Origin of the sequence: Pontibacter sp. MBLB2868, from assembly GCF_051904785.1 — a bacterium.
GTDB lineage: Bacteria > Bacteroidota > Bacteroidia > Cytophagales > Hymenobacteraceae > Pontibacter.
The window spans coordinates 2,002,145-2,022,083 of the sequence record NZ_CP196710.1 but is presented as its reverse complement, the minus strand read 5'-3'; the positions used below and the strand labels follow the sequence as shown (position 1 = coordinate 2,022,083).

Annotated in this window: 15 protein-coding genes; 10 read left to right on the top strand and 5 right to left on the bottom strand. The window is 44.2% G+C overall.

The window, feature by feature from the left end:
* Window positions 1–314 precede the first annotated feature (314 nt).
* Window positions 315–2,732, bottom strand: a complete 2,418-nt coding sequence (locus ACSX1A_RS08665) for an ABC transporter permease (RefSeq protein WP_439883231.1) — start codon at window positions 2,730–2,732, stop codon at window positions 315–317.
* 283 nt (window positions 2,733–3,015) lie between these two features.
* On the opposite strand from ACSX1A_RS08665, the gene ACSX1A_RS08660 reads away from it, so the two are divergent.
* The 8 genes from ACSX1A_RS08660 to ACSX1A_RS08625 all read left to right on the top strand — a co-directional run bounded on the left by ACSX1A_RS08660 (window position 3,016) and on the right by ACSX1A_RS08625 (window position 13,272).
* Window positions 3,016–4,404, top strand: a complete 1,389-nt coding sequence (locus ACSX1A_RS08660) for a sigma-54-dependent transcriptional regulator (protein ID WP_439883230.1) — start codon at window positions 3,016–3,018, stop codon at window positions 4,402–4,404.
* The gene (locus ACSX1A_RS08655; protein WP_439883229.1) at window positions 4,394–5,749 is read left to right on the top strand and encodes a sensor histidine kinase; all 1,356 of its coding nucleotides are present in this window, start codon (window positions 4,394–4,396) and stop codon (window positions 5,747–5,749) included. Before ACSX1A_RS08660 ends, ACSX1A_RS08655 begins: the two co-directional genes overlap by 11 nt.
* Before the next feature lie 115 nt (window positions 5,750–5,864).
* Window positions 5,865–6,311 carry an OsmC family protein gene (locus ACSX1A_RS08650; protein ID WP_439883228.1) on the top strand — a complete coding sequence of 149 codons (447 nt, stop codon included), beginning with the start codon at window positions 5,865–5,867 and terminating at the stop codon, window positions 6,309–6,311.
* Window positions 6,312–6,430: 119 nt separating this feature from the next.
* Entirely contained in the window at window positions 6,431–7,756 is a 1,326-nt protein-coding gene (locus ACSX1A_RS08645; protein WP_439883227.1) for a type IX secretion system plug protein domain-containing protein, read from the top strand.
* Between the two features lie 173 nt (window positions 7,757–7,929).
* Window positions 7,930–9,024: a T9SS type A sorting domain-containing protein gene (locus ACSX1A_RS08640; RefSeq protein WP_439883226.1), complete on the top strand. Its 1,095-nt coding sequence runs from the start codon at window positions 7,930–7,932 to the stop codon at window positions 9,022–9,024.
* A gap of 17 nt (window positions 9,025–9,041) precedes the next feature.
* Window positions 9,042–9,554: a hypothetical protein gene (locus ACSX1A_RS08635; protein ID WP_439883225.1), complete on the top strand. Its 513-nt coding sequence runs from the start codon at window positions 9,042–9,044 to the stop codon at window positions 9,552–9,554.
* Window positions 9,555–9,850: 296 nt separating this feature from the next.
* Window positions 9,851–11,053, top strand: coding sequence for a hypothetical protein (locus tag ACSX1A_RS08630; protein ID WP_439883224.1), 1,203 nt, complete (start codon window positions 9,851–9,853; stop codon window positions 11,051–11,053).
* Window positions 11,054–11,187: 134 nt separating this feature from the next.
* Window positions 11,188–13,272: a prolyl oligopeptidase family serine peptidase gene (locus ACSX1A_RS08625; protein WP_439883223.1), complete on the top strand. Its 2,085-nt coding sequence runs from the start codon at window positions 11,188–11,190 to the stop codon at window positions 13,270–13,272.
* An 83-nt stretch (window positions 13,273–13,355) separates the two neighbouring features.
* Here ACSX1A_RS08625 and ychF read toward each other — a convergent pair whose 3' ends face one another.
* Together ychF and ACSX1A_RS08615 are read right to left on the bottom strand one after the other, a co-directional pair.
* Window positions 13,356–14,453 carry a redox-regulated ATPase YchF gene (ychF, locus tag ACSX1A_RS08620; RefSeq protein WP_439883222.1) on the bottom strand — a complete coding sequence of 366 codons (1,098 nt, stop codon included), beginning with the start codon at window positions 14,451–14,453 and terminating at the stop codon, window positions 13,356–13,358.
* A 226-nt stretch (window positions 14,454–14,679) separates the two neighbouring features.
* On the bottom strand, window positions 14,680–15,036 hold the full coding sequence (locus tag ACSX1A_RS08615) for a DUF3276 family protein (protein ID WP_439883221.1): 357 nt from the start codon (window positions 15,034–15,036) through the stop codon (window positions 14,680–14,682).
* A 131-nt stretch (window positions 15,037–15,167) separates the two neighbouring features.
* On the opposite strand from ACSX1A_RS08615, the gene ACSX1A_RS08610 reads away from it, so the two are divergent.
* Both ACSX1A_RS08610 and ACSX1A_RS08605 read left to right on the top strand, forming a co-directional pair.
* Window positions 15,168–15,581 carry a septal ring lytic transglycosylase RlpA family protein gene (locus tag ACSX1A_RS08610; protein WP_439883220.1) on the top strand — a complete coding sequence of 138 codons (414 nt, stop codon included), beginning with the start codon at window positions 15,168–15,170 and terminating at the stop codon, window positions 15,579–15,581.
* 12 nt (window positions 15,582–15,593) lie between these two features.
* Window positions 15,594–16,505 (top strand): DUF58 domain-containing protein, encoded by a 912-nt coding sequence (locus tag ACSX1A_RS08605; RefSeq protein ID WP_439883219.1) that lies wholly within the window; start codon window positions 15,594–15,596, stop codon window positions 16,503–16,505.
* Between the two features lie 18 nt (window positions 16,506–16,523).
* On the opposite strand, the gene ACSX1A_RS08600 is transcribed toward ACSX1A_RS08605, so the two are convergent.
* Both ACSX1A_RS08600 and pgi read right to left on the bottom strand, forming a co-directional pair.
* Entirely contained in the window at window positions 16,524–18,119 is a 1,596-nt protein-coding gene (locus ACSX1A_RS08600; protein ID WP_439883218.1) for a hypothetical protein, read from the bottom strand.
* Window positions 18,120–18,187: 68 nt separating this feature from the next.
* Window positions 18,188–19,843, bottom strand: a complete 1,656-nt coding sequence (gene pgi, locus ACSX1A_RS08595) for a glucose-6-phosphate isomerase (protein ID WP_439883217.1) — start codon at window positions 19,841–19,843, stop codon at window positions 18,188–18,190.
* Window positions 19,844–19,939: the final 96 nt, after the last annotated feature.

Here is a 19,939-nt window from a genome sequence, read left to right as displayed (position 1 = left end):
TGTATCCAATCAGGTACATCAGGAAAGTTTGTTTGCCTGTTATCGGAAAAATATGAAGGTTCTTTTAAAAAAGTTGATCATTCCTGTGTTCGTGCTTGGGGTTCATACTTCTTGTCAGCGATCATGTGTGACTTCTGAATATAGCAGCAGGATAACCCTGGTTAAAGAGTCTAAACACATTTTCAAGCCAACTCATTGGTAACTACAGATAAAATTAAAACCGCTTTTGCTAAGTTATGGAAACAACACAGCCCGGGACCTTCAGGATCCTGGGCTGTTTTATTTTAGAGCGGCCTCACTGGAGGCTAAGAAACTTATTCGCTTTTTAGTGACATAACCGGGTTGGTTAGTGCAGCTTTAATCGCCTGAGAACTCATCGTGAGGATGGCAATGACCAGAGTGGCAATACCGGCAAGTATAAACGGCCAGTAATCAAGCGAAATACGGTATGTGAAGTCCTGTAGCCAGTTGTTCATCAAGTAGTAAGCAATTGGTACGGCAAGTACAAAGGCTATTAAAACCAGCTTCACAAACTCTTTGGAGAAGAGCACTGTAATATTGAACAAAGAGGCGCCCAGCACTTTTCGTATTCCTACCTCTTTTGTTCTTTGTGCTGCCATAAAGGCAACCAGTCCGTAAAGGCCCAGGCATCCGATAAAAATAGCGATCACCGAGAAAATTTTAAAAAGCTTACTTTGGCGGGCTTCATCCTGGTAGAAGCGTGCAATAGACTCATCCAGAAACTCATAATCAAATACATCATCGGGATAAGCCTTATTCCACACTTTTTCGAGGTGTTGCAGTGCCTCCTGCTTGTTACGCATGTCTATTTTGGCAGAAAGAAACCAGTAATTGTCTGGATTGGCCAGCATAATGGCCGGATCAATCGGGTCGTGTAGTGAATTTTGGTGAAAATCATCTACCACTCCCACAATATGCCCTTTCACATCGCCACGGCCCAATGCAATGGATTTACCAAGGGCTTCCGAAGGGTTTGTAATACCAAGCTTACGGCGCATGGTCTCGTTGATGATGTATGCGTTCGAATCACCGTCACTGTAAGTGCGACCAGCCAGCAACTTCATATTGTAAAGGTCAACATATCCTTCGTCGGCCATTTTATAGTTTGCATGGAAAGGTACATCCTCACTGGAATTGTTAAACTTGAAGTTACCTGTCCAGGTTATGTTGGCAGATGGCGGGGCTGAAGAAAGACTGACCTTTTTCACAGCAGGGTTAGAGAGTAGCTCCTGGCGCAGTGGCATCAATTTTTTACCCTCACCAGTAGGCAGCAGCACAGTTACAACAGCATCCTTATCAAAGCCCAATGATTTGCTTTTGAAGAATTCCATTTGTTCGTTTACAAGTATAGTGCATATAATGAGCACCTGGCAAATTGTAAACTGCAGCACTACCAGGGCACTACGTAACGAGAGTCCGGCAACTTTCTGGGTATTCACGCGGCTTTTAAGAGCTGCAATAGGCTGAAATCGAGCCATGACCATGGCCGGGTATAAACCGGCAAACAACGTAACCAGCAATACCTGTGTAACCAGGAACAGCAGTAACAGTGGGTCCTGGAGAACGGAGAAACTTATCTCCAACTCCAGCAGTTCGTTCAGGTAAGGCAGTGCCAGCTCTGTAAGCACAATGGATAGGAGTGTGGCCGTTAGCGTAATCAGAAATGTTTCTCCCATGAATTGCAGCATCAGCTGGCTCTGACTACTACCCATAACTTTACGCACGCCTACTTCGCGGGCTCGTTTGATAGCCTGCGCTGTAGCCAGGTTTATAAAATTGATGCATGCTACCAACACCAGGAAAATCCCGACAATGGCCATAGACCAGATCACATCACGGGATACGGTTCTGTTATTATAGTTGCCAAGGTCCGGGTTAAAATGTATGTCAGAAAGGGGCTGCAGATCATAAATCTCCTGGGCAAGTTTATTCCCTTTGTCAGGCAGATGCCTTTTCAGGAGTGCATTAAGACTTGTGCCAGCCTGTTCGGTTGTCATTTCTTCGGGTAATACAATGTACAGCTGATGCGGGCTTGATAAGGTGTTCCAGGTAGTTGCATCGCCAAAGGGAGAATAGTCTTTGAATGACACATAGGAAATAAACATATCAAACGGGAAGTCGGTGTTGCTTGGCATGTCGGGCACCACACCGGTTACCTTTAGGTTTAGCTTGTTATTGAATTTAATGACCTGCCCGATCGGGTTATCATCCTCAAAATATTTACGGGCAAGGCTTTCTGTCAGGATCACATTGTTGGGTTCGGAAAGACTTTGACCCGGATCAGTGTCTCCTGTTTCAAAATCGAAGATCTGGAAAAATTCCGGTTCTACGAATCCAATGTTTCCTTCCTCTCTAAACCGCTTTATTGCATTGCCATTATCCGAAAGAATATTTATCTGGCCTCCTTCCTCAGCGTACATTTGCGTCAGGTTCTCAAAACCAAGTTTGTCGTTACTGCGCAGCAATGTTGCCATAGGGAAATGTGCCGCCGTACTTTTTTCGGCTCCATCCCTGTAATTGGTAGTTGTATTTGTCCTGAATATTCTGTCGGCTTTACTGTGGAAAGTGTCGTAGCTTAACTCATACTTTATCACCAGGAAAAGCAGGATGCTGCAAGTTAAACCAAGCGTAAGTCCGGCAACATTTAGCATGGTGTAGCTCTTGTTGCGGATCAGCGAACGATAGGCGGTGAGGAAATACATTTTAATCATAGTTTCTGAGCAGTTTAGGTCAGTGTATCATGTGTGTTTGTCAATAGCTGTAAAGCCTATTGCCAGAGCTATGCCAAAAGTATAAATCGGGGTTTAAGGCAACTGAGGGGCCAGGGCCAACAGCAGGAGTGTCCATTGCCGGACATTTTCTGTCCAGCACCGGACACTGGAAATGGACAATTGTTTTAAATTATGCTAAATTTAATGAAAAGATAGACTGGCATAGTATTTTCAGAATATAACAAATATCTGCTAAACCCTGGCAGGCTAATATACCACTACTATGGAAGAAAAGAACCTCGGACGCATACTTGTGATTGATGATAATGAAGACGTGCTCTTCTCTGCCAAGATGCTGTTAAAGAAGCATGCTAAAGAAGTTGTGATGGAAAAAAATCCTAAAAAGATCCCTTTCCTGATGAGCAACGAGGACTTTGACCTTATCCTGCTTGACATGAACTTCAGCCAGGACATTACCAGCGGACAGGAGGGGTATTATTGGTTAAAGGAGATATTGAAGTATGATCCTTCGGCAGTTGTGGTAATGATCACGGCTTTCGGAGATGTGGAAATGGCTGTGAAGGCTTTAAAAGAAGGGGCAACAGATTTTGTGCTAAAGCCCTGGCAGAACGAGAAACTACTCGCCACCTTATCATCTGCTTATAAGCTGCGAAACTCATACAAAGAAGTAAGCCAGCTTAAAGAGGTGAACCGTACCCTGAGCACACAACTTGGGTCAGGAAAAGATATTATCCAGGGAGAAAGCAAGGCCATGCAACGGCTTTTTTCAATCATTGATAAAGTGGCTAAAACAGATGCAGACGTCCTGCTGCTCGGGGAGAACGGAACGGGTAAGGAGGTAATAGCTCGTACCATTCACGAACGATCCTCCAGGGCAGATAAGGTTTTTGTTACCGTAGATATGGGAGCCCTGACAGAGTCGCTTTTTGAAAGTGAGCTGTTCGGCCATAAAAAAGGCGCCTTTACCGATGCCAAAGAAGACAGAATAGGAAGAATAGAAGCGGCGAACGGGGGTACCTTATTCCTGGACGAGATCGGCAACCTGTCTCCTGCCATGCAAGCCAAATTACTTACCGTGCTGCAGCGCCGCGAGATAATCCGGGTGGGTACCAATAAACCTATTCCGGTCAATGTACGGCTTATCTGTGCTACCAACATGCCCCTAAAAGAGATGGTGCAGCGGAATGAGTTTCGCCAGGATCTGCTCTACCGTATCAACACAGTGGAGCTAAACCTGCCACCGCTGCGTGAGCGCCTGGAAGACATACCTTTGTTTGCCGAACACTTTTTGGGAATATACGCTCAGAAGTATAAGCAACCGGTCAAACGGCTTTCTGCTTCTGGTCTTGAACGGCTGAAGCGCTATAACTGGCCCGGCAATGTACGGGAACTGCAACATGCGCTGGAGCGGGCCTCTATCATGAGCGAGAACCGCGAACTGGATGCGGACGATTTCTTCTTTTTAGCGGAAACGGAAGTGCAGGCCGCCCCGACCCAACTCGAGGCAAACAGCCTGGACCTGGATGAGCTGGAGCGGGAGGCAGTACAACGTGCCCTGCAAAAACATGAAGGCAACATCTCGAAAGCTGCCAAAGAGTTAGGATTATCACGCGGGGCTCTTTACAGAAGACTTGAAAAGTATGAGCTTTAGGAACTACAGGCTGCAGGTCACACTGCGCATCATTCTGCTCGCTATTACCATCTACTTGTTTGCACGGCTAGACTTTAATCCGCTTTACAGGGGTACGTACATCAGCCTTGGCATTCTTATACTTCTCCAGATTTGGCTGCTGATGCTGTACCAGGAGCGTACCAATAAACGCTTTCTCCGTTTCCTGGACTCCATCAGGTATGACGATTTCACAGAACTATTCACTAAAAACAAAGAAGGTAAGAAGCAGAATGAACTCTCTTTTCGCCTGAATGAGGTGATGAAGAAGTTCCGGGAAGTGAGGGCAGAAAAGGAGGCTCACCTGCAGTATTTTGAAGTGATCGTACAGAACATCGGCATCGGCATCATCACTTATAAACCCGATGGTACTATATTGCTCCTGAACAATGCCGCCAAGAAGCTGCTTAAAGTAGGGCAGATGCGAAATATACAGGACCTCCAGGCGAAAAGCCCGGAGTTGGCGCTTGTGCTGCAACAGCTGGAGAATGGAGATAAAGTACTGGTTCCGGTTAGGCAGAAAGAGGAGCAGGCAAACCTGTCGGTGCACGTGATGGAATTGTCCATGCTTGGTGAAAGGGTTCGGCTGGCTTCTCTGCAGAACATCCAGAAAGAACTAGAAGAGAAGGAGATGGAGGCGTGGCACAACCTGATCAAGGTGCTGACCCACGAGATCATGAACTCTGTAACACCTATTGCTTCCCTTTCTTCCAGCGCCTACGAAGAGATCAGCAGCTACACAGACACGGAGGCAGAGGAGATAACATTGCTGAAAGAAGAGCTGGAGGATGTGGGGCAGTGCCTGCACACGATCAGCAGGCGTTCTGACGGGCTCATCCGATTTGTCAATGATTTCCGCAACCTGACCACCATTTCACTTCCGAAACTGGAGCGGTTCAATGCAAACGAACTACTGCGTGAGATCAAGACTTTAATGCGGGAGCAACTGGCAAAGAAACAGGCTGTGCTAAAAGTGGAAGTGCCGCCAGAAAATTTACTGCTATCCGCTGACAGAGCGATGATCGAACAAGTGCTGATCAACCTGGTAAAGAATGCACTGGAGGCGGTGCAGGAAAAGCCGGACGGGGAAGTTATACTTCGTGCCTATCTGGATGAGCGTAGCCGGGTAAGCATAGAAGTATGTGACAACGGTTCCGGCATGACACAGGAGGCAATGGGAAAGATTTTCATTCCTTTCTTCACCACCAAAAAAACAGGTTCCGGCATTGGCCTGAGTTTATCCCGCCAGATCATGCGGCTTCACAAAGGCTCTATTCTTGTGCAGTCGGAACTCGGCAAAGGCACTAAGTTCATACTTCGGTTTTAGCGACAACTGGCTGCTAAAAGCATACTTTACACAATCACTTGATACTGATAAACAAAACCTTTCTCCTTGCATTTACATATATGTTAGCGCAATAAGCACTTTTAATACGATAGCAATGAGTTTACTGGAAGTTGAAGGTTTTGTAAGGGTGAGTGCTGATAGTAGCTCCCCGATGGTAGCAAACATTAGTGCCGGCTCCGAACATATGACAATTGATGAGTCAGGTATTGCTCAAGGAGTTAAGGCTGGAGCTGACCCATATGATTATATATTGGCCGCACTGGGCTCTTGCACCGTTATTACTTTGCATATGTATGCAAAGCATAAAAACTGGCCCCTGGAAAGGGCCGAAGTAAGTCTCCGGCATGAGCGTGTGCATGCGGATGATTGTGAACGATGCGGAGAAGATGGAGCAAAGCTTAACCAGGTGACAAAGCGACTACGTTTATACGGAAACCTGACAGAGGAACAACGAAACAGGTTAAAAGTGATCTCCTCCAAGTGTCCGGTTCAAAAGACATTGGTAGCTGGTATTACTGTAGAGACGGTACTGGAAAGCTAATACCTGCATTTGCAGCTTGCGGAGCAGGGAATCACTTTAAAAATTGCTGGGTTAATCTATAATTTAAGTATCTTCGTTCAGATCAATTTGTCAGCTATTCCAGCTTGTATACCCTCCGGATGATAAAAAAATCAATCTACACGTATGTATTGACTGCCCTGGTAGGCTTAAACCTTTCTGCTTGTGTGCCCATTGAAGAGCAGGCACAAAACAGCGGAAACACCACCGGCAAGGCACAAACAAACATCAGGTACCAGGACTACGTGTACCACCCAAGTATACAATCAGTACAAACTTACCTGGCTACCGGAGGACCTGACCAGGTTCTAAATCCAGCTGTTACACCTCTGAGTCAGGAAGTACCCCTTATACTTGAGTTTGATAGAATTAATACCGGCCCGCAGCGGCTGTTAGCAAAAATTATCCATTGTAACGCAGACTGGACGGCCTCCGGCCTGAACGAAACCCAGTATTTGAATGACTTCAACGAGTTTATTATCACAGATGTACAAAACTCCATCAATACGCGGGTACCTTATGTTCATTACCGTTTCAGGATACCCCGGGTAAAGCTCAGCGGAAATTATTTGTTGCTGGTGCAGGAGGAGGATGGGAGTCCTTTGATCACACAGCGCCTGATGGTGTTTCAGAACATCGTAACTGTTGTTGCTAAACTAGGTGCTCCACTTGGTCCTGGGGGCCGGGAAACACGACAACCTGTTGAGTTTAACGTATATTATAAAGACTACCCGATTGTGAATCCATCACAGGGAGTGAAGGCGGTGATGCGACAGAATTACCGATGGGATAATGCCAAATACATACCCAAACCAACTTTTTTGCATGATGCGCAGCGCAGGCTGGAATATGTTTTCTTTGAACCTAAGGACCACTTTAAAGGACTTAGCGAATTCAGAGCCTTTGACACCCGAAGCTTAAATTTTAACGGTATCGGTGTTCAGAACATAAACCTGCAGGAGAGCCCGGTGGAGGTAAACCTGCAACTTGATAAAAGCCGGCAAACAACAGTATACAGCCAGGAGCCTGATATTAATGGGATGCGCATTTTCGGTAACAGGCAGTATGGCAATGGCGAAGTAAACGGCGACTATACCTGGATAGACTTTGAATTGAAAGCCCCAGAAGCCCCTGGTTCCGTTTACATTTTGGGTGAGCTTACCAACTGGCAAACAAGGGACGGTGCACGCATGATCTATGATATTGAACGCGGCGTATATTCCGGTAGGTTGATGCTAAAGCAGGGGTACTACAATTATTACTATGCCTTACAGGCAAATAATGCGGCAGAGGCTGATGCCAGTTTTTTTGAAGGAAGCCATTTTGAAACAGATAATATTTATGATATCCTCATTTATTACCGCCCTCCCGGAACACGGGCTGATCTGCTGATAGGGTATGAGGAGCTGTATTTTAACCGTAAATAAGGATGCTGTTAATAATGATTTCTGCACCGCACTAACATACATATTGCTTGTTTTAAGACGCCTGTTTTTATTTAAAATATTAAATTCTATATTTATTTCATCATAATTTAAAGTGTTTGCGTAATACATTCTTCTGCTAGTAGTTAGCAGGGTTTAAACATATGTGTTTAAATATGAGGGTATTATGTGTGCTGTTCTTGTTCTTTCCATTAATGGGATTTAGCCAGCAATTAAGGCTCGTCTCAAAACTTGAAAGCGCGATAAATGAAACGTCCGGCCTCATTTATTTTAACAATAAAGTGATCACGCATAACGATTCTGGTGATGAACCGGCTCTATATGAATTAGATATTAATAATGGGAAGATTACCCGCAAAGTTTATGTTAAAGATGCCGATCATGTTGATTGGGAAGACATAACTTTTGACAAAACATACATTTATATCGGTGATTTTGGCAATAACCTGGGGAAAAGAACCGACCTGAAAATTTACCGGGTTTCAATTTCAGATTACATCCATTCTTCCAATGATACTGTTACAGCTGAGATCATAAGGTTTAGCTACGCAGACCAGACAGACTTCACATCAAAGAAGTATGCGACAAACTTTGATGCAGAAGCTATGATAGCTTACAACGGTAACATTTATGTGTTCACAAAAAACTGGCTGGACAGCTGGACCAATGTTTATACTGTCCCAAGCAGCCCAGGGACGTACTCAGCTCCCAAAATTGACAGTATAAACGTGCAAGGGCTTATTACAGGAGCTACTTATAACTTTCAATCAAATATAATCCTGTTAACGGCCTACAGTATCAGCGGACCTTTCATTATTCAATTAAGTAGCTTTTCAGCTAATCTTTTTTCAAATGGATCTATAGAGAAAATTCCGTTAGAAACGCCGGCAGGTTGTTCTGTGCAAATAGAAGCAATTACATTCTTTGACGAGAATATATGCTATCTTACTGCAGAAGAAAACAGCTCAGGAGCCCCTGCTCTTTATGAATTAAAGTTGCAAAATACACTCAGTATAAAAGATGCAAATGCCAAAGGTGCGGTTGTCTATCCTAACCCTGTATCAACTATATTGATTATCGAATTTGATAAATTCTTTTGTGCGGAGCTTTATACAATAGATGGCGTTTTAAACAGAACCACAGAAGAAAAGAAAATTGATGTAACAGGCATGAAGCCGGGAGTTTACTTTTTAGTACTTAAAGATGTAAGCGGGCTACAACAAACACGCAGAAAACTATTGATTTTCTAACAGAATTTAATTTAGGTATGAACAGAATACTGCTTTTAATTTTCTGTTGCCTGTCTTGCATATATGGCCAGGCACAAGAGTCGGGTGCACGAACAGTAGTTTTACAACTAACCAGGCAAAGCACTTCAGGCGCTGTTGCGCTTACAATCAAGCCACATAAAAAGATCAGGCTAAGAACGATCTACGGAGATGATTTTACATTCCATGATTACTCCTTCCTTGGTGATTCAGCCATTGTTTCTGGAAAGGATACAATTGCCTTACAAGATGTCAAAGTATTTAAGGGTAATGTAAAGGGAAACCAGCTTCGGAAAGCAGGAGGGGTTGCTTTAGCCACTGCAGGAGGTTATCTAACTACTACCGGAGCTATTTATACTATGCTGAGCGCACTGACCGGAGTAAACCCACTTTTAGCTTTGTTAACTATACCTGCTTTAGGAGTTACTATAGCCGGATCAGAACTGGCAGGTGCCAGACGTTTTGATACTTCTGAGAAATGGCAAATTTCTGTCATCAATCAACCGGAATAATAGTAATGAGCCTTCTTTTTCTGAATAATAACCCGCTTAATAACGGAAGGAACTTCCTAAATAACCCTTAGCAGATAATCTTATTTAGTTAAGTAGGGAGGCGTATGAAATCATTTTCAGCACCACTGCCTTTACAATATGTACAACCTGGCTCAAGCTGAAATCTCCAACTAATGGAGGGAGGTGTGCTATTTATCAGTTGTTAGAAAACTCTTACATATCTGAATTATATTCAGATATTATTATATTTTTGTCAATCAAATTAGACAAATCAATCCAATTCCCAAAAACAAGTTATGAAAATAAGACTACTGCTTCTCTTTTGTGTGCTCTCTATTATATCGTCCTGTAATAAGGATGAAGTTGATAGTATAACAATCAAAAAGGAATTGTTTAGTGGCTATGTTGAAAAAGGTCCTTTTGTAAATGGCACATCCGTTTCAATAACAGAATTAGATGGCAACCTGAACCAGACAGGCCGCACTTTTAGTACCACCATTGTTGACAATTCTGGTAAGTTTGAGCAAAAGAGCATTACGTTCAATTCTAATTATGTTCAATTAAGAGCAGACGGTTTTTATTTTAATGAGGTAACTGGAGAAAATTCCACCTCTCAGTTAACACTGTATTCAGTTGCTGATATTTCCGATGAAAGCGCTGTGAACGTGAATGTTCTGACACACCTCGAAAAAAACAGGATAGAATACTTGATGAGCCAGAAGCAACTGACCTTCAAAAATGCGAAAGCACAGGCGCAAAAAGAGGTGATAAAGATATTTAGCATAGAAAAGTCTGGCATTGCCAATTCTGAGATTTTACGACTTTCTAATGGAGGGGATGACAATGCCATTCTTTTAGCTGCTTCTGTTATACTACAAGGCTACAGATCTACAGCTGATATGAGTGAGTTATTAGCCGGTATAGCAACGGATATAAAAGAAGACGGTGAATTGACAGATGAAGCTTTAGGGAGTAAGCTTATTAACGATGCAAGGCTGCTCGATTTGCCTGCCATCAGGGCTAACTTAGTAAAGCGTTACCAGGAGTTAGGACTTGTAGCTGAGATACCTCCATTTGAAAAGTATGTTAATCAGTTTATTGAAAACACAAGATTTAAAACCACTAAGTTTATAACCTATCCATCTACTTCGGGTTATGGGGAGAATATTTTAAGTGATCAATTTACCACCGTCAAACTCCCTAAAGACAAGGAGCCGGCCATAAACTATTCCTTGGCTGCCAATCTTCCTGCTGGCACTAACCTGAAAGTTGTTCTGAAAGGCGGTGCCTGGGGGTATAGATCCATGCCTAATGGACCGATTAACTGGACAGTTTCACTGTATGATGACAGCAAACACGAACAGATTTTTACAGCTACTGAAACTGGAAAGAGTGCGGATATAAATATCCAATTTACATACTCTGATACACTTTCAGTCGAAATTTATGAAAATAACGCATCTACCCCGACAAAAGTAAAGCGGCTAATATTCGAATAAATTTGCCTGTTTAAGAAACATAAACTTCAGATCGAACCTCCAAATAATTGTACTAATTTAGCATTGAATTTTTGGCTATTGCTCAAGCGAATCAACTGTTGCAGTAGCCAGCATTTTTACAACCAACCTGTTTTATGAAACAATTTATACTACCCTTACTCATCTGTTTACAGGCGGGTCAACTTGTAGCGCAAAATGTTGAGTACCCTGTCACCAAAAAAGTTGCTGTAGCAGATACCTTTCATCAGCAGTTTGTAGTTCCGGATGAGTACCGATGGCTAGAAGATCAGAGCAGCCCGGAGGTGAACAACTGGGTTGAGGAACAGAATAAAGTATCCAGGAAATTTCTGGCGAAAGCATCAAACCAAACAAATGCTTTTCTGGCTATTGATAAATACTCTTATGCCAGTGCTGCACATAATTTCTGGAAAGAAGGCAAGTACTATTTTAGGTATTATTATTACAACAATGGCGGAACCCCGGCTTTGTATTACAAAAACGACCTTAGTAAAGACCCAAGGCAGGATAACTTAAATGTGCTGGTAGATCCTGCCCAGATTTCTACCAAGGATCGGATTGTACTGAAAGGGTATGATGTGTCTAAAAACTCTGAGCTGCTGGCATACCAGTTCAGCCGTAACGGGAGTGATTGGGCAGAAATAAAGGTGGTGGAGCTCAAAAGTGCCATCTCTAAGAAAGATCATCTAAAAAATGTTAAGTTCTCTAATATCGCCTGGAAAGACAATGGCTTCTTTTATGCCGCTTATCCTGATGGAACAGGCCAGAAGGTGTTTTTCCATAAGATAGGAACGGAGCAGCAGGAGGATAAACTGGTATTTGAACGCAACAGCCTTACTACTGTCTTTAACTTCTTTACCTCGGACGACGAACGATTTTTCGTGCTCACAGAGAATAACGAAAAGACAGGTTTAAAGAATTATTTTATAATTGATTACCAGGATGCGGAGCCAGTGCTAAAACCGCTTCTGACAAATATTAACTTTGGCCTGACTATTCTTGGGAGTTATAACGGAAAATTCATTGCCGAAACGAGCCATAAAGCTAATAATGGTCGCTTAATAGAACTAGATCCTGCAAACCCGTTTAACTGGCGGGTAGTGGTGCCTGAGTTTACCAATACGCTGCTGATGCATACTTTCCTGATGAAGGATCGTTTCATTACCACTTACCTGACCAATGGGCATCCCTTGCTGGCGGTGTTTGACTACAGCGGTAAAATGTTGTATAAACTGGATCTGCCTGTGGCTACTTCTATAGGAGGGTTCACCGGTTCTCCAGAAGATGAGGAGATTTTTTATCGCTATTCTTCCTATACTTTCCCATCAGTAGTTTATAAGTTTAACATTAAAACTTTTGAGCGTACGCTTACTGACCGTACCACCGTTACCTACGACCTCGATAAGTTTGAATATAAAGCGGTAGAGTATGAGGCAAAGGACGGCACCAAGATCCCTATGACCCTGATCCATGAAAAAGGGTTAAAGCTGGATGGTAAAAACCCAACGCTTCTGAAAGCTTACGGTGGATTCGGGGCAGTGTCAGAGCCGGGTTTTGAACCGGGCATCATCCACTTTATTAAGAATGGTGGGGTGTTTGCTTTTGCCTCTATTCGGGGTGGGGGCGAACGTGGTGGAAAATGGGCGTCCCAGGGACGCGGCATTCATAAGCAAACCTCTTTTGATGACTTTATTGCTGCGGCAGAATACCTGGTAAGTAGTGGCTATACCACGCCAGCTAAGTTAGCTGCTACAGGAGGTTCTAATGGTGGGTTAGTAGTTGCAGCTGCAGCTATTCAGCGCCCAGACCTATTTAAAGCCGTTGTGCCAGTAGTGGCCCCTTTGGATATGCTGCGCTTCCAAAACTTTACTGTAGGTGCCCTGCATACGGATGAGTATGGCAGTGTGAACGACCCGGAAGGCTTTCAGTCACTGAGAAATTTTTCACCATTACACAACATTAAGGCTGATGTAAATTATCCTGCCATGCTGATCATGACTTCCGGCAACGATGACCGGGTTCCTCCCTTGCATTCGTATAAGTTTGCTGCAAAAATGCAAAGCAGAACTGCTCAGAAAAACCCTGTGCTGTTGAGAGTAGAAGCCAAAGCGGGCCATTATGGCGCTACTGGTCTGTACTCCAGTGTTAGAGAAGAAGCTGATCTTTATGCCTTCGTGATGCAGATGCTTTCAGAGAAGTAGGACTTTAAAAGTGTATAAAGCAGCAGGGGCGGCAGGTACTTAAACCTGCCGCCCCTGCTGCTTTACAGAATAGTTATAGGTACTTATACGTTGAAACGGAAGTGCATAATATCACCATCCTGCACCACGTAGTCTTTGCCTTCTACGGCCATTTTACCAGCCTCTTTTATCTTTGCTTCGCTCTTATATTCCTGGTAGTCCTTCAGCTTGATTACTTCGGCACGAATAAAGCCTTTTTCGAAGTCTGAGTGAATCACACCGGCAGCAGCAGGGGCTTTCCAGCCTTTTCCAATGGTCCAGGCGCGTACTTCTTTAACTCCCGCGGTAAAGTAGGTGATCAGGTTTAAAAGGCTGTAAGAGGCTTTTATAAGCTTGCTCAGTCCAGACTCTTTTAAACCATACTCGGCCAGGAACATTTCTTTTTCTTCCGGGTCTGTCAGTTCGGCGATCTGCGCTTCGATAGAGGCGGAAATAAGTACTACTTGCGCATTCTCATTCTTCACGTTCTCTTGCAGGGCCTCAGAGAATTTGTTTCCTGTATTCACAGAATCCTCATCCACATTAGCTGCGTAGATCACCGGCTTTGCAGTCAGCAGTTTCAGGTCTTCTACTGCATCCAGGTCTTCTTCTGTCACATCCAGGCTGCGAACGTTCAAACCGGCTTCCAGGTGCGCCTTATACTTTTCAAGGCTGGCCAGTTCTTTTTTCGCTTTGGCATCACCTGACTTAGCGGAACGCACTACCTTTAATATCTTCTTGTCAACCGACTCCAGATCCTTTAACTGAAGCTCGGTATCTATGATCTCTTTATCAGAAACAGGGTCAACTTTACCGGCTACGTGCACAATGTTCGGATCTTCGAAGCAACGCACCACGTGGATGATCGCATCTACTTCGCGAATATTAGCCAGGAATTTGTTACCCAGGCCTTCTCCTTTACTTGCTCCCTGCACCAGGCCGGCAATGTCTACGAACTCAATAACTGTAGGCAGCACGCGCTCAGGGTGAACCAGTTCTTCTAATATCTGCAGGCGCTCGTCAGGAACAGTAATGATTCCTACGTTAGGCTCTATGGTACAGAAAGGATAATTGGCAGATTCTGCCTTGGCGTTAGAAATAGCGTTGAACAGGGTTGACTTTCCTACGTTCGGAAGTCCCACAATACCGCATCTTAGTCCCATGTATACTTATTATTATTTTAAGGGCGCAAAGTTAAGATATTTTAGGGAGTTATTTAGAATTGATACCGGTTAAATAGCTCCTTTCTCAAGCAGCGGGAATCAAAAGAGTTTGGGGGTATACTTTAATTCAAAGGAGTTGATGCAGAGGTAGGTAAACAGAAAAAGCCCCTGTCATGTTCAGGGGCTTTTTCTATGTAATGATAATATCGATAAACTTAAAGGGAAACTACTCCCATTTTAATTCTTCATCAAAAGAAGTGGCAGTTGCAGTTTCTTCTACAGAACCTTCTGTATCTACGGATGTTGCTTCAAGTGAAGCAAGTGCTTCTTCTGTTAAAAGCTCTGACTTAACGTGGTCAATTGTCTCCTGGAGCGCATCAATAAACTTGGCGAAATCTTCTTTGTATAAAAAGATCTTATGCTTCTCATATGAAAAGGCGTCGTCCTTGAACTTTCTTTTACTCTCTGTGATTGTCACGTAGTAATCGTTCGAGCGAGTTGACTTCACATCAAAGAAATACGTTCTCTTCCCGGCTCTTACCCTTTGGGAATAAATCTCTGCTTTTTCGTTGTTCTCTTCCACCGTTTAAATAGACGTTAAATTCAACTTTGTGAATCTAAAAGTAACATATACTTCTGATATATAAAAGTTTTTGAATTTAATTTTCTTAAATAATTAATTTTATATTTGCAGTTGAACCAATATAGTATATTATGAATTTATGTTCAATTATACTAGTACTTCTGCTCTCTTTTTTCAATAGTACAAACACTTATACAGCAGAAGGTAAAGCATCTTATTATGCTGATCGTATGCATGGCCAGCGCACAGCAAGTGGCGAGAAATACGACAAAACACTTTTCACAGCGGCTCATCCCTCACTGCCCTTTGATACGCAGTTAGAGATCACCAATCCTAAGAATGGTAAAACCGTTGTCGTGAGGGTCAATGACAGAATGCCCCGGAACAAGCATAGAGTCATAGACCTCTCCAGGGCCGCTGCCGAAGAAATTGGTATTGTTCGGGCTGGCATCGGGTATGTGAAAATAAAAGCGGTGCCAATCGAGCAGGAGAAGCAACAAGAAGTGCCTCTGGCCGTTTCTAGAGCAGAGTCGAGTTCTAAATGATAGCCGCCCCCTATGAAAAAGCCCTTAACGCTTGCCGATGTTCAGAAATTCGAGAATATGGAGTTTCTGGCAAAACAACTGGTAGAAGGGTTTATAACGGGGCTGCACCAATCTCCTTACCACGGCTTCTCGGTTGAGTTCTCAGAGCATCGCCTCTATAACAGCGGTGAAAGTACCCGGCATATCGACTGGAAAGTTTTTGCCCGTACCGATAAGCTCTTTGTGAAACGGTATGAGGAAGAAACGAACCTGCGCTGTCACATGCTGCTCGATGTTTCGCCATCCATGTACTATCCTGTTGAGAACAATGGCAAGCTCACTTTTTCTGTGTTATGCGCGGCAGCCCTGGCCACCTTGCTGCGCAAGCAGCGCGATGCGATCGGGCTGGTAACTTTCTCTGATAAGATAGAGTTTCAGACTCCCGTCCGCTCAACGGCCTCTCACCTGCATACGTTACTGATCCTGCTACAGAAACAACTGGAGCAGAAGCCAGTCGCCAAAGACACCAATGTATCGGAGGTGGTGCATCAGATAGCCCAGCAGATCCAGAAACGTTCCCTTGTTATCATCTTTAGCGATATGCTTAGTAAGCAGGACGATAATGACGCCATTTTTGCTGCCCTGCAACACCTGAAGCACCAGAAGCATGAGGTATTGATTTTCCATGTTATGGATCGGAAAACGGAAGAAGAGTTTGACTTTGCAGAGCGCCCTTATGTGTTTATAGACTCTGAAACGGGGCAGGAGCTGAAGCTACAGCCATCGCAGGTACGTGAACATTATCGCATTGCCATGGAAGGTTACAAGAAAGAGTTAGCTTTGAAGTGCGGCCAGTATAAAATTGATTTTGTGCCCGTAGACATCAGTGAACCTTTTGATAAAGTGCTGTATTCTTATCTGGTAAAACGCGCTAAGGTTAAATAACACATCTTTATTCCGGTGTCAATTCCCCTCCCGATCGAAGGCATGTACCCTTACATCGCGGGTAGTTTTGTCTTTTGCCTCAGTACCGAACACAATTTCATTTCCACGTTCGGTATCATAAACCTGGGTATACTTCTTTAAGCCGTATACATTTGAGTTATCGGTTATTTTATCAGCTCCAAGGCCGCCGTAAATTTTTATAAGAATACCATCTTTCACGTTTCCGGTTAACTCAAATACATCATCATCAGCCAAGCCATATAGCTTTATCTGCTTTGTCTGATCCCTGTAAAAAACGCGATGGTAAAGTAATTTGGTAGGTTTGTCATGATCACCTTTACGGTACATTTTCACGTCTGTACGATTGTCATCTAATCGGGCCACTTTAAAGTATTCTTCTTCATCTGATCCTGCAACAGACACACTCTCCGCAAGGATGTCATACATCTTTTCTGCAGCCTTTGTAAGAAGGTTACGTCTGCTCTTCAGGTTCCTGGCTGTCTCCTGGCCGATCAAAGAATAGATAGGAGGTGGCAGCTGGTGAACGGCTCTCTCGATTATACTATCCGTTAGCTGTTGCTGCATTTGCCGTGCAATATTTTGCCAGTCCTGTAGTGTCAGCTCATTCAGTAGCCGCTCATCCAGAAACCTGGAGTTAATCATATAAGCCTTAACATCGCTGAAATCATGATCGAAGGAGTGGAACTTGCGTGCCATGATCTTACTGGTGGCAATAGCTGGTAGAAGCCCATCTCCCATTTCCATAAACACCTGATCCCTGTCCTTGGGGATAGGTAAATAGTAGGTTTCGTTTTCTTGTTTTCGAACAGCCCAGTCCCATTGCCCTTTGTGTCGGTCCCAGTCGCCCAGAAGCAGGTCCAGGAGCCTGGCTTTAGCAAATGCGCGCTGATCAAAATGGTGTGTGTTATGTTCAAAGCGCTCCCGAAGAGCATCATCTGAGTCCTCGAAATCCACTGCTTTAGAATAAGATGCCGTCAGGTCAATTTTGTCCTCATACTTTTCTTCCAGCATGAATATTTTTCCTGCTACCTCATTTGCATATTCTCCCCAGCCTGGTGCATTTTCAGGTACATAGTATAAGGCGGGGTTTGTGTGATGCACACCTACAGCTTGGGCTAGTGTTGGCACAACCAGAGCACCGTAAGGGTTGGCCGCAGAAGTTTGGTCGCGGAGTATGTCGCTAACAAATGTGGGGCGCCAGAATTTGCTCACCACATGTATCGGATCCTTATCAATAGAGCGGAAGGCATACAGGCGGCCCTTGTTATCCTTCAGGTGAAAACTGGTTGTCTGAAATCCACCGCCCTTCTTTACCACTTTTAACCCTCCTTTAACTTTGTTGAGGTGAAAGACAGGGAGTTTAACAGGTGTAGCCCAGAGCTTGCGGTTGTGATTGCCCCAGAAGAAACGATAGAAGCCGCTGCGGTTGTAGTGCCTGCCCGCAACCACCCAAACACTGTCTGGGCCGGCAGGTTGTTTCCCTTTTATTTCTTCGGGTGTGGCTAAAGCGTCCTTCTGAAAAAAATTATTGTCGGCACAACTGCTTAACAGCAACAAAAACAGCAGTAAAAATACCGGCCTCTTAGGAAACATCAGCTTATTAAGTTTATAATTAGATGTAGGGGTGATCAAAATAACACCCCTGCATCCAACATTTAGCACTATTTAGTGCGGTTATTATTGTAATAGGCAATCAAACCAGCAGTAGAGCTGTCATGTGCTGCCTGTTTGCCGCTTAACAGTTCATCTTCTATCTTACCGGCTAACTGTTTTCCAAGCTCAACACCCCACTGGTCAAAACTGTAGATATTCCAGATCACGCCCTGCACAAATGTTTTGTGCTCATACATGGCGATCAGGCTACCAAGAGAAAAAGGTGTTACTTGGTGCGGCATAATGGATGTGGTAGGTTTATTGCCCTCAAATACCTTATGCGGTGCCAGTTCTGCAACCTCTTCCTCACTCATATTGCCTTTCTGGCGGAGTTCTGCTTCAGCCTCATCCCGTGTCTTACCTTTCATGAGTGCCTCTGTTTGGGCAAAAAAGTTTGAAAGTAGCATCGGGTGGTGCTGCCCGATGGGGTTCTGACTTACTACCGGTGCAATAAAATCGCATGGAATAAGGATGGTGCCCTGGTGTATCAACTGGAAGAAAGAGTGCTGCCCATTGGTACCGGCAGCTCCCCATATTACAGGCTGTGTCTGGTAATCTACCTTGCTTCCGTCTCTGGCAGCGCTTTTGCCATTGCTTTCCATTAGCAACTGTTGCAGGTATTCCGGCAGCAGACGCAGGTACTGATCGTAGGGCAAAACAGCATGTGTCTGGCAGCCAAAAAAGTTAGTGTACCAGATGCTCAGCAGCCCCATCAACACCGGTATGTTCTGGTGCATTGGAGTTTCACGGAAGTGTTTGTCCATTGACTCGGCACCTTTTAATAATTCCTCAAAGTTGTCGTAACCAATAGCAGCAGCGATTGACAGGCCAATGGCGGACCACAATGAATAACGGCCTCCCACCCAATCCCAGAAACGGAAGGTGTTTTCAGGGGCGATACCGAATTCCTCAACTGCTGCGGTGTTGGTAGACAGGGCTACAAAATGTTTCTTAACATGTTCCTTGTCGCCAGCTTTCTCCAGGAACCAGTCGCGGGATGTGTGGGCGTTCGCTAAGGTTTCTTTGGTGGTGAATGTTTTGGATGCGATAATAAACAATGTTCTTTCCGGGTCCAGTTTGCGAAGAACCTCGGCAGCATCAGTGCCATCCACATTCGAAATAAAATCAACCTCAATGTCAGGTTGCTGGTATTTTTTTAGTGTTTCCGTTACCATCTGCGGCCCCAGGTGCGAGCCACCGATACCAATATTTACAATGTGATTGATCGATTTACCGGTATAGCCTTTCCATTCCCCGCTATGTAGCTTTTGGCAGAAAGCCTTCATCTGCTGCAGTACGTCGTGTACTTCTTTAGAAGCATTTTCGCCATCTACTTCAAGCTGACTGCCGGAGAAGTTACGCAAAGCCGTGTGCAGTACGGCCCGGCCTTCTGTTACATTTATTTTTTCTCCCCTAAACATGCTTTCAATAGCGTCAGGCAACGCCATTTCCTGTGCTAATTGTGTAAGTAGCTCCAGCGTTTCTGCGGTAATACGGTTCTTCGAAAGGTCATACAGTGTATCACCTACTTTATAGGAGAACGTATCAAATCGATCAGGATCTTCTGCAAACAGTTCCCGGAGATGCTTTGGCTGTATCTGCTCGAAGTGGGCCTGTAGCTTTTTCCAGGCGTCGGTATGGGTTGGGGAGTAGTTCTTCAGCATAGTTTCTATTGATATGGATATTATTCCTGTCCGGGCTCAACTACTTCGATTTGTCCCTCATGGTTACATCTGTTAGCCGGGTTAACAGGTATTTAA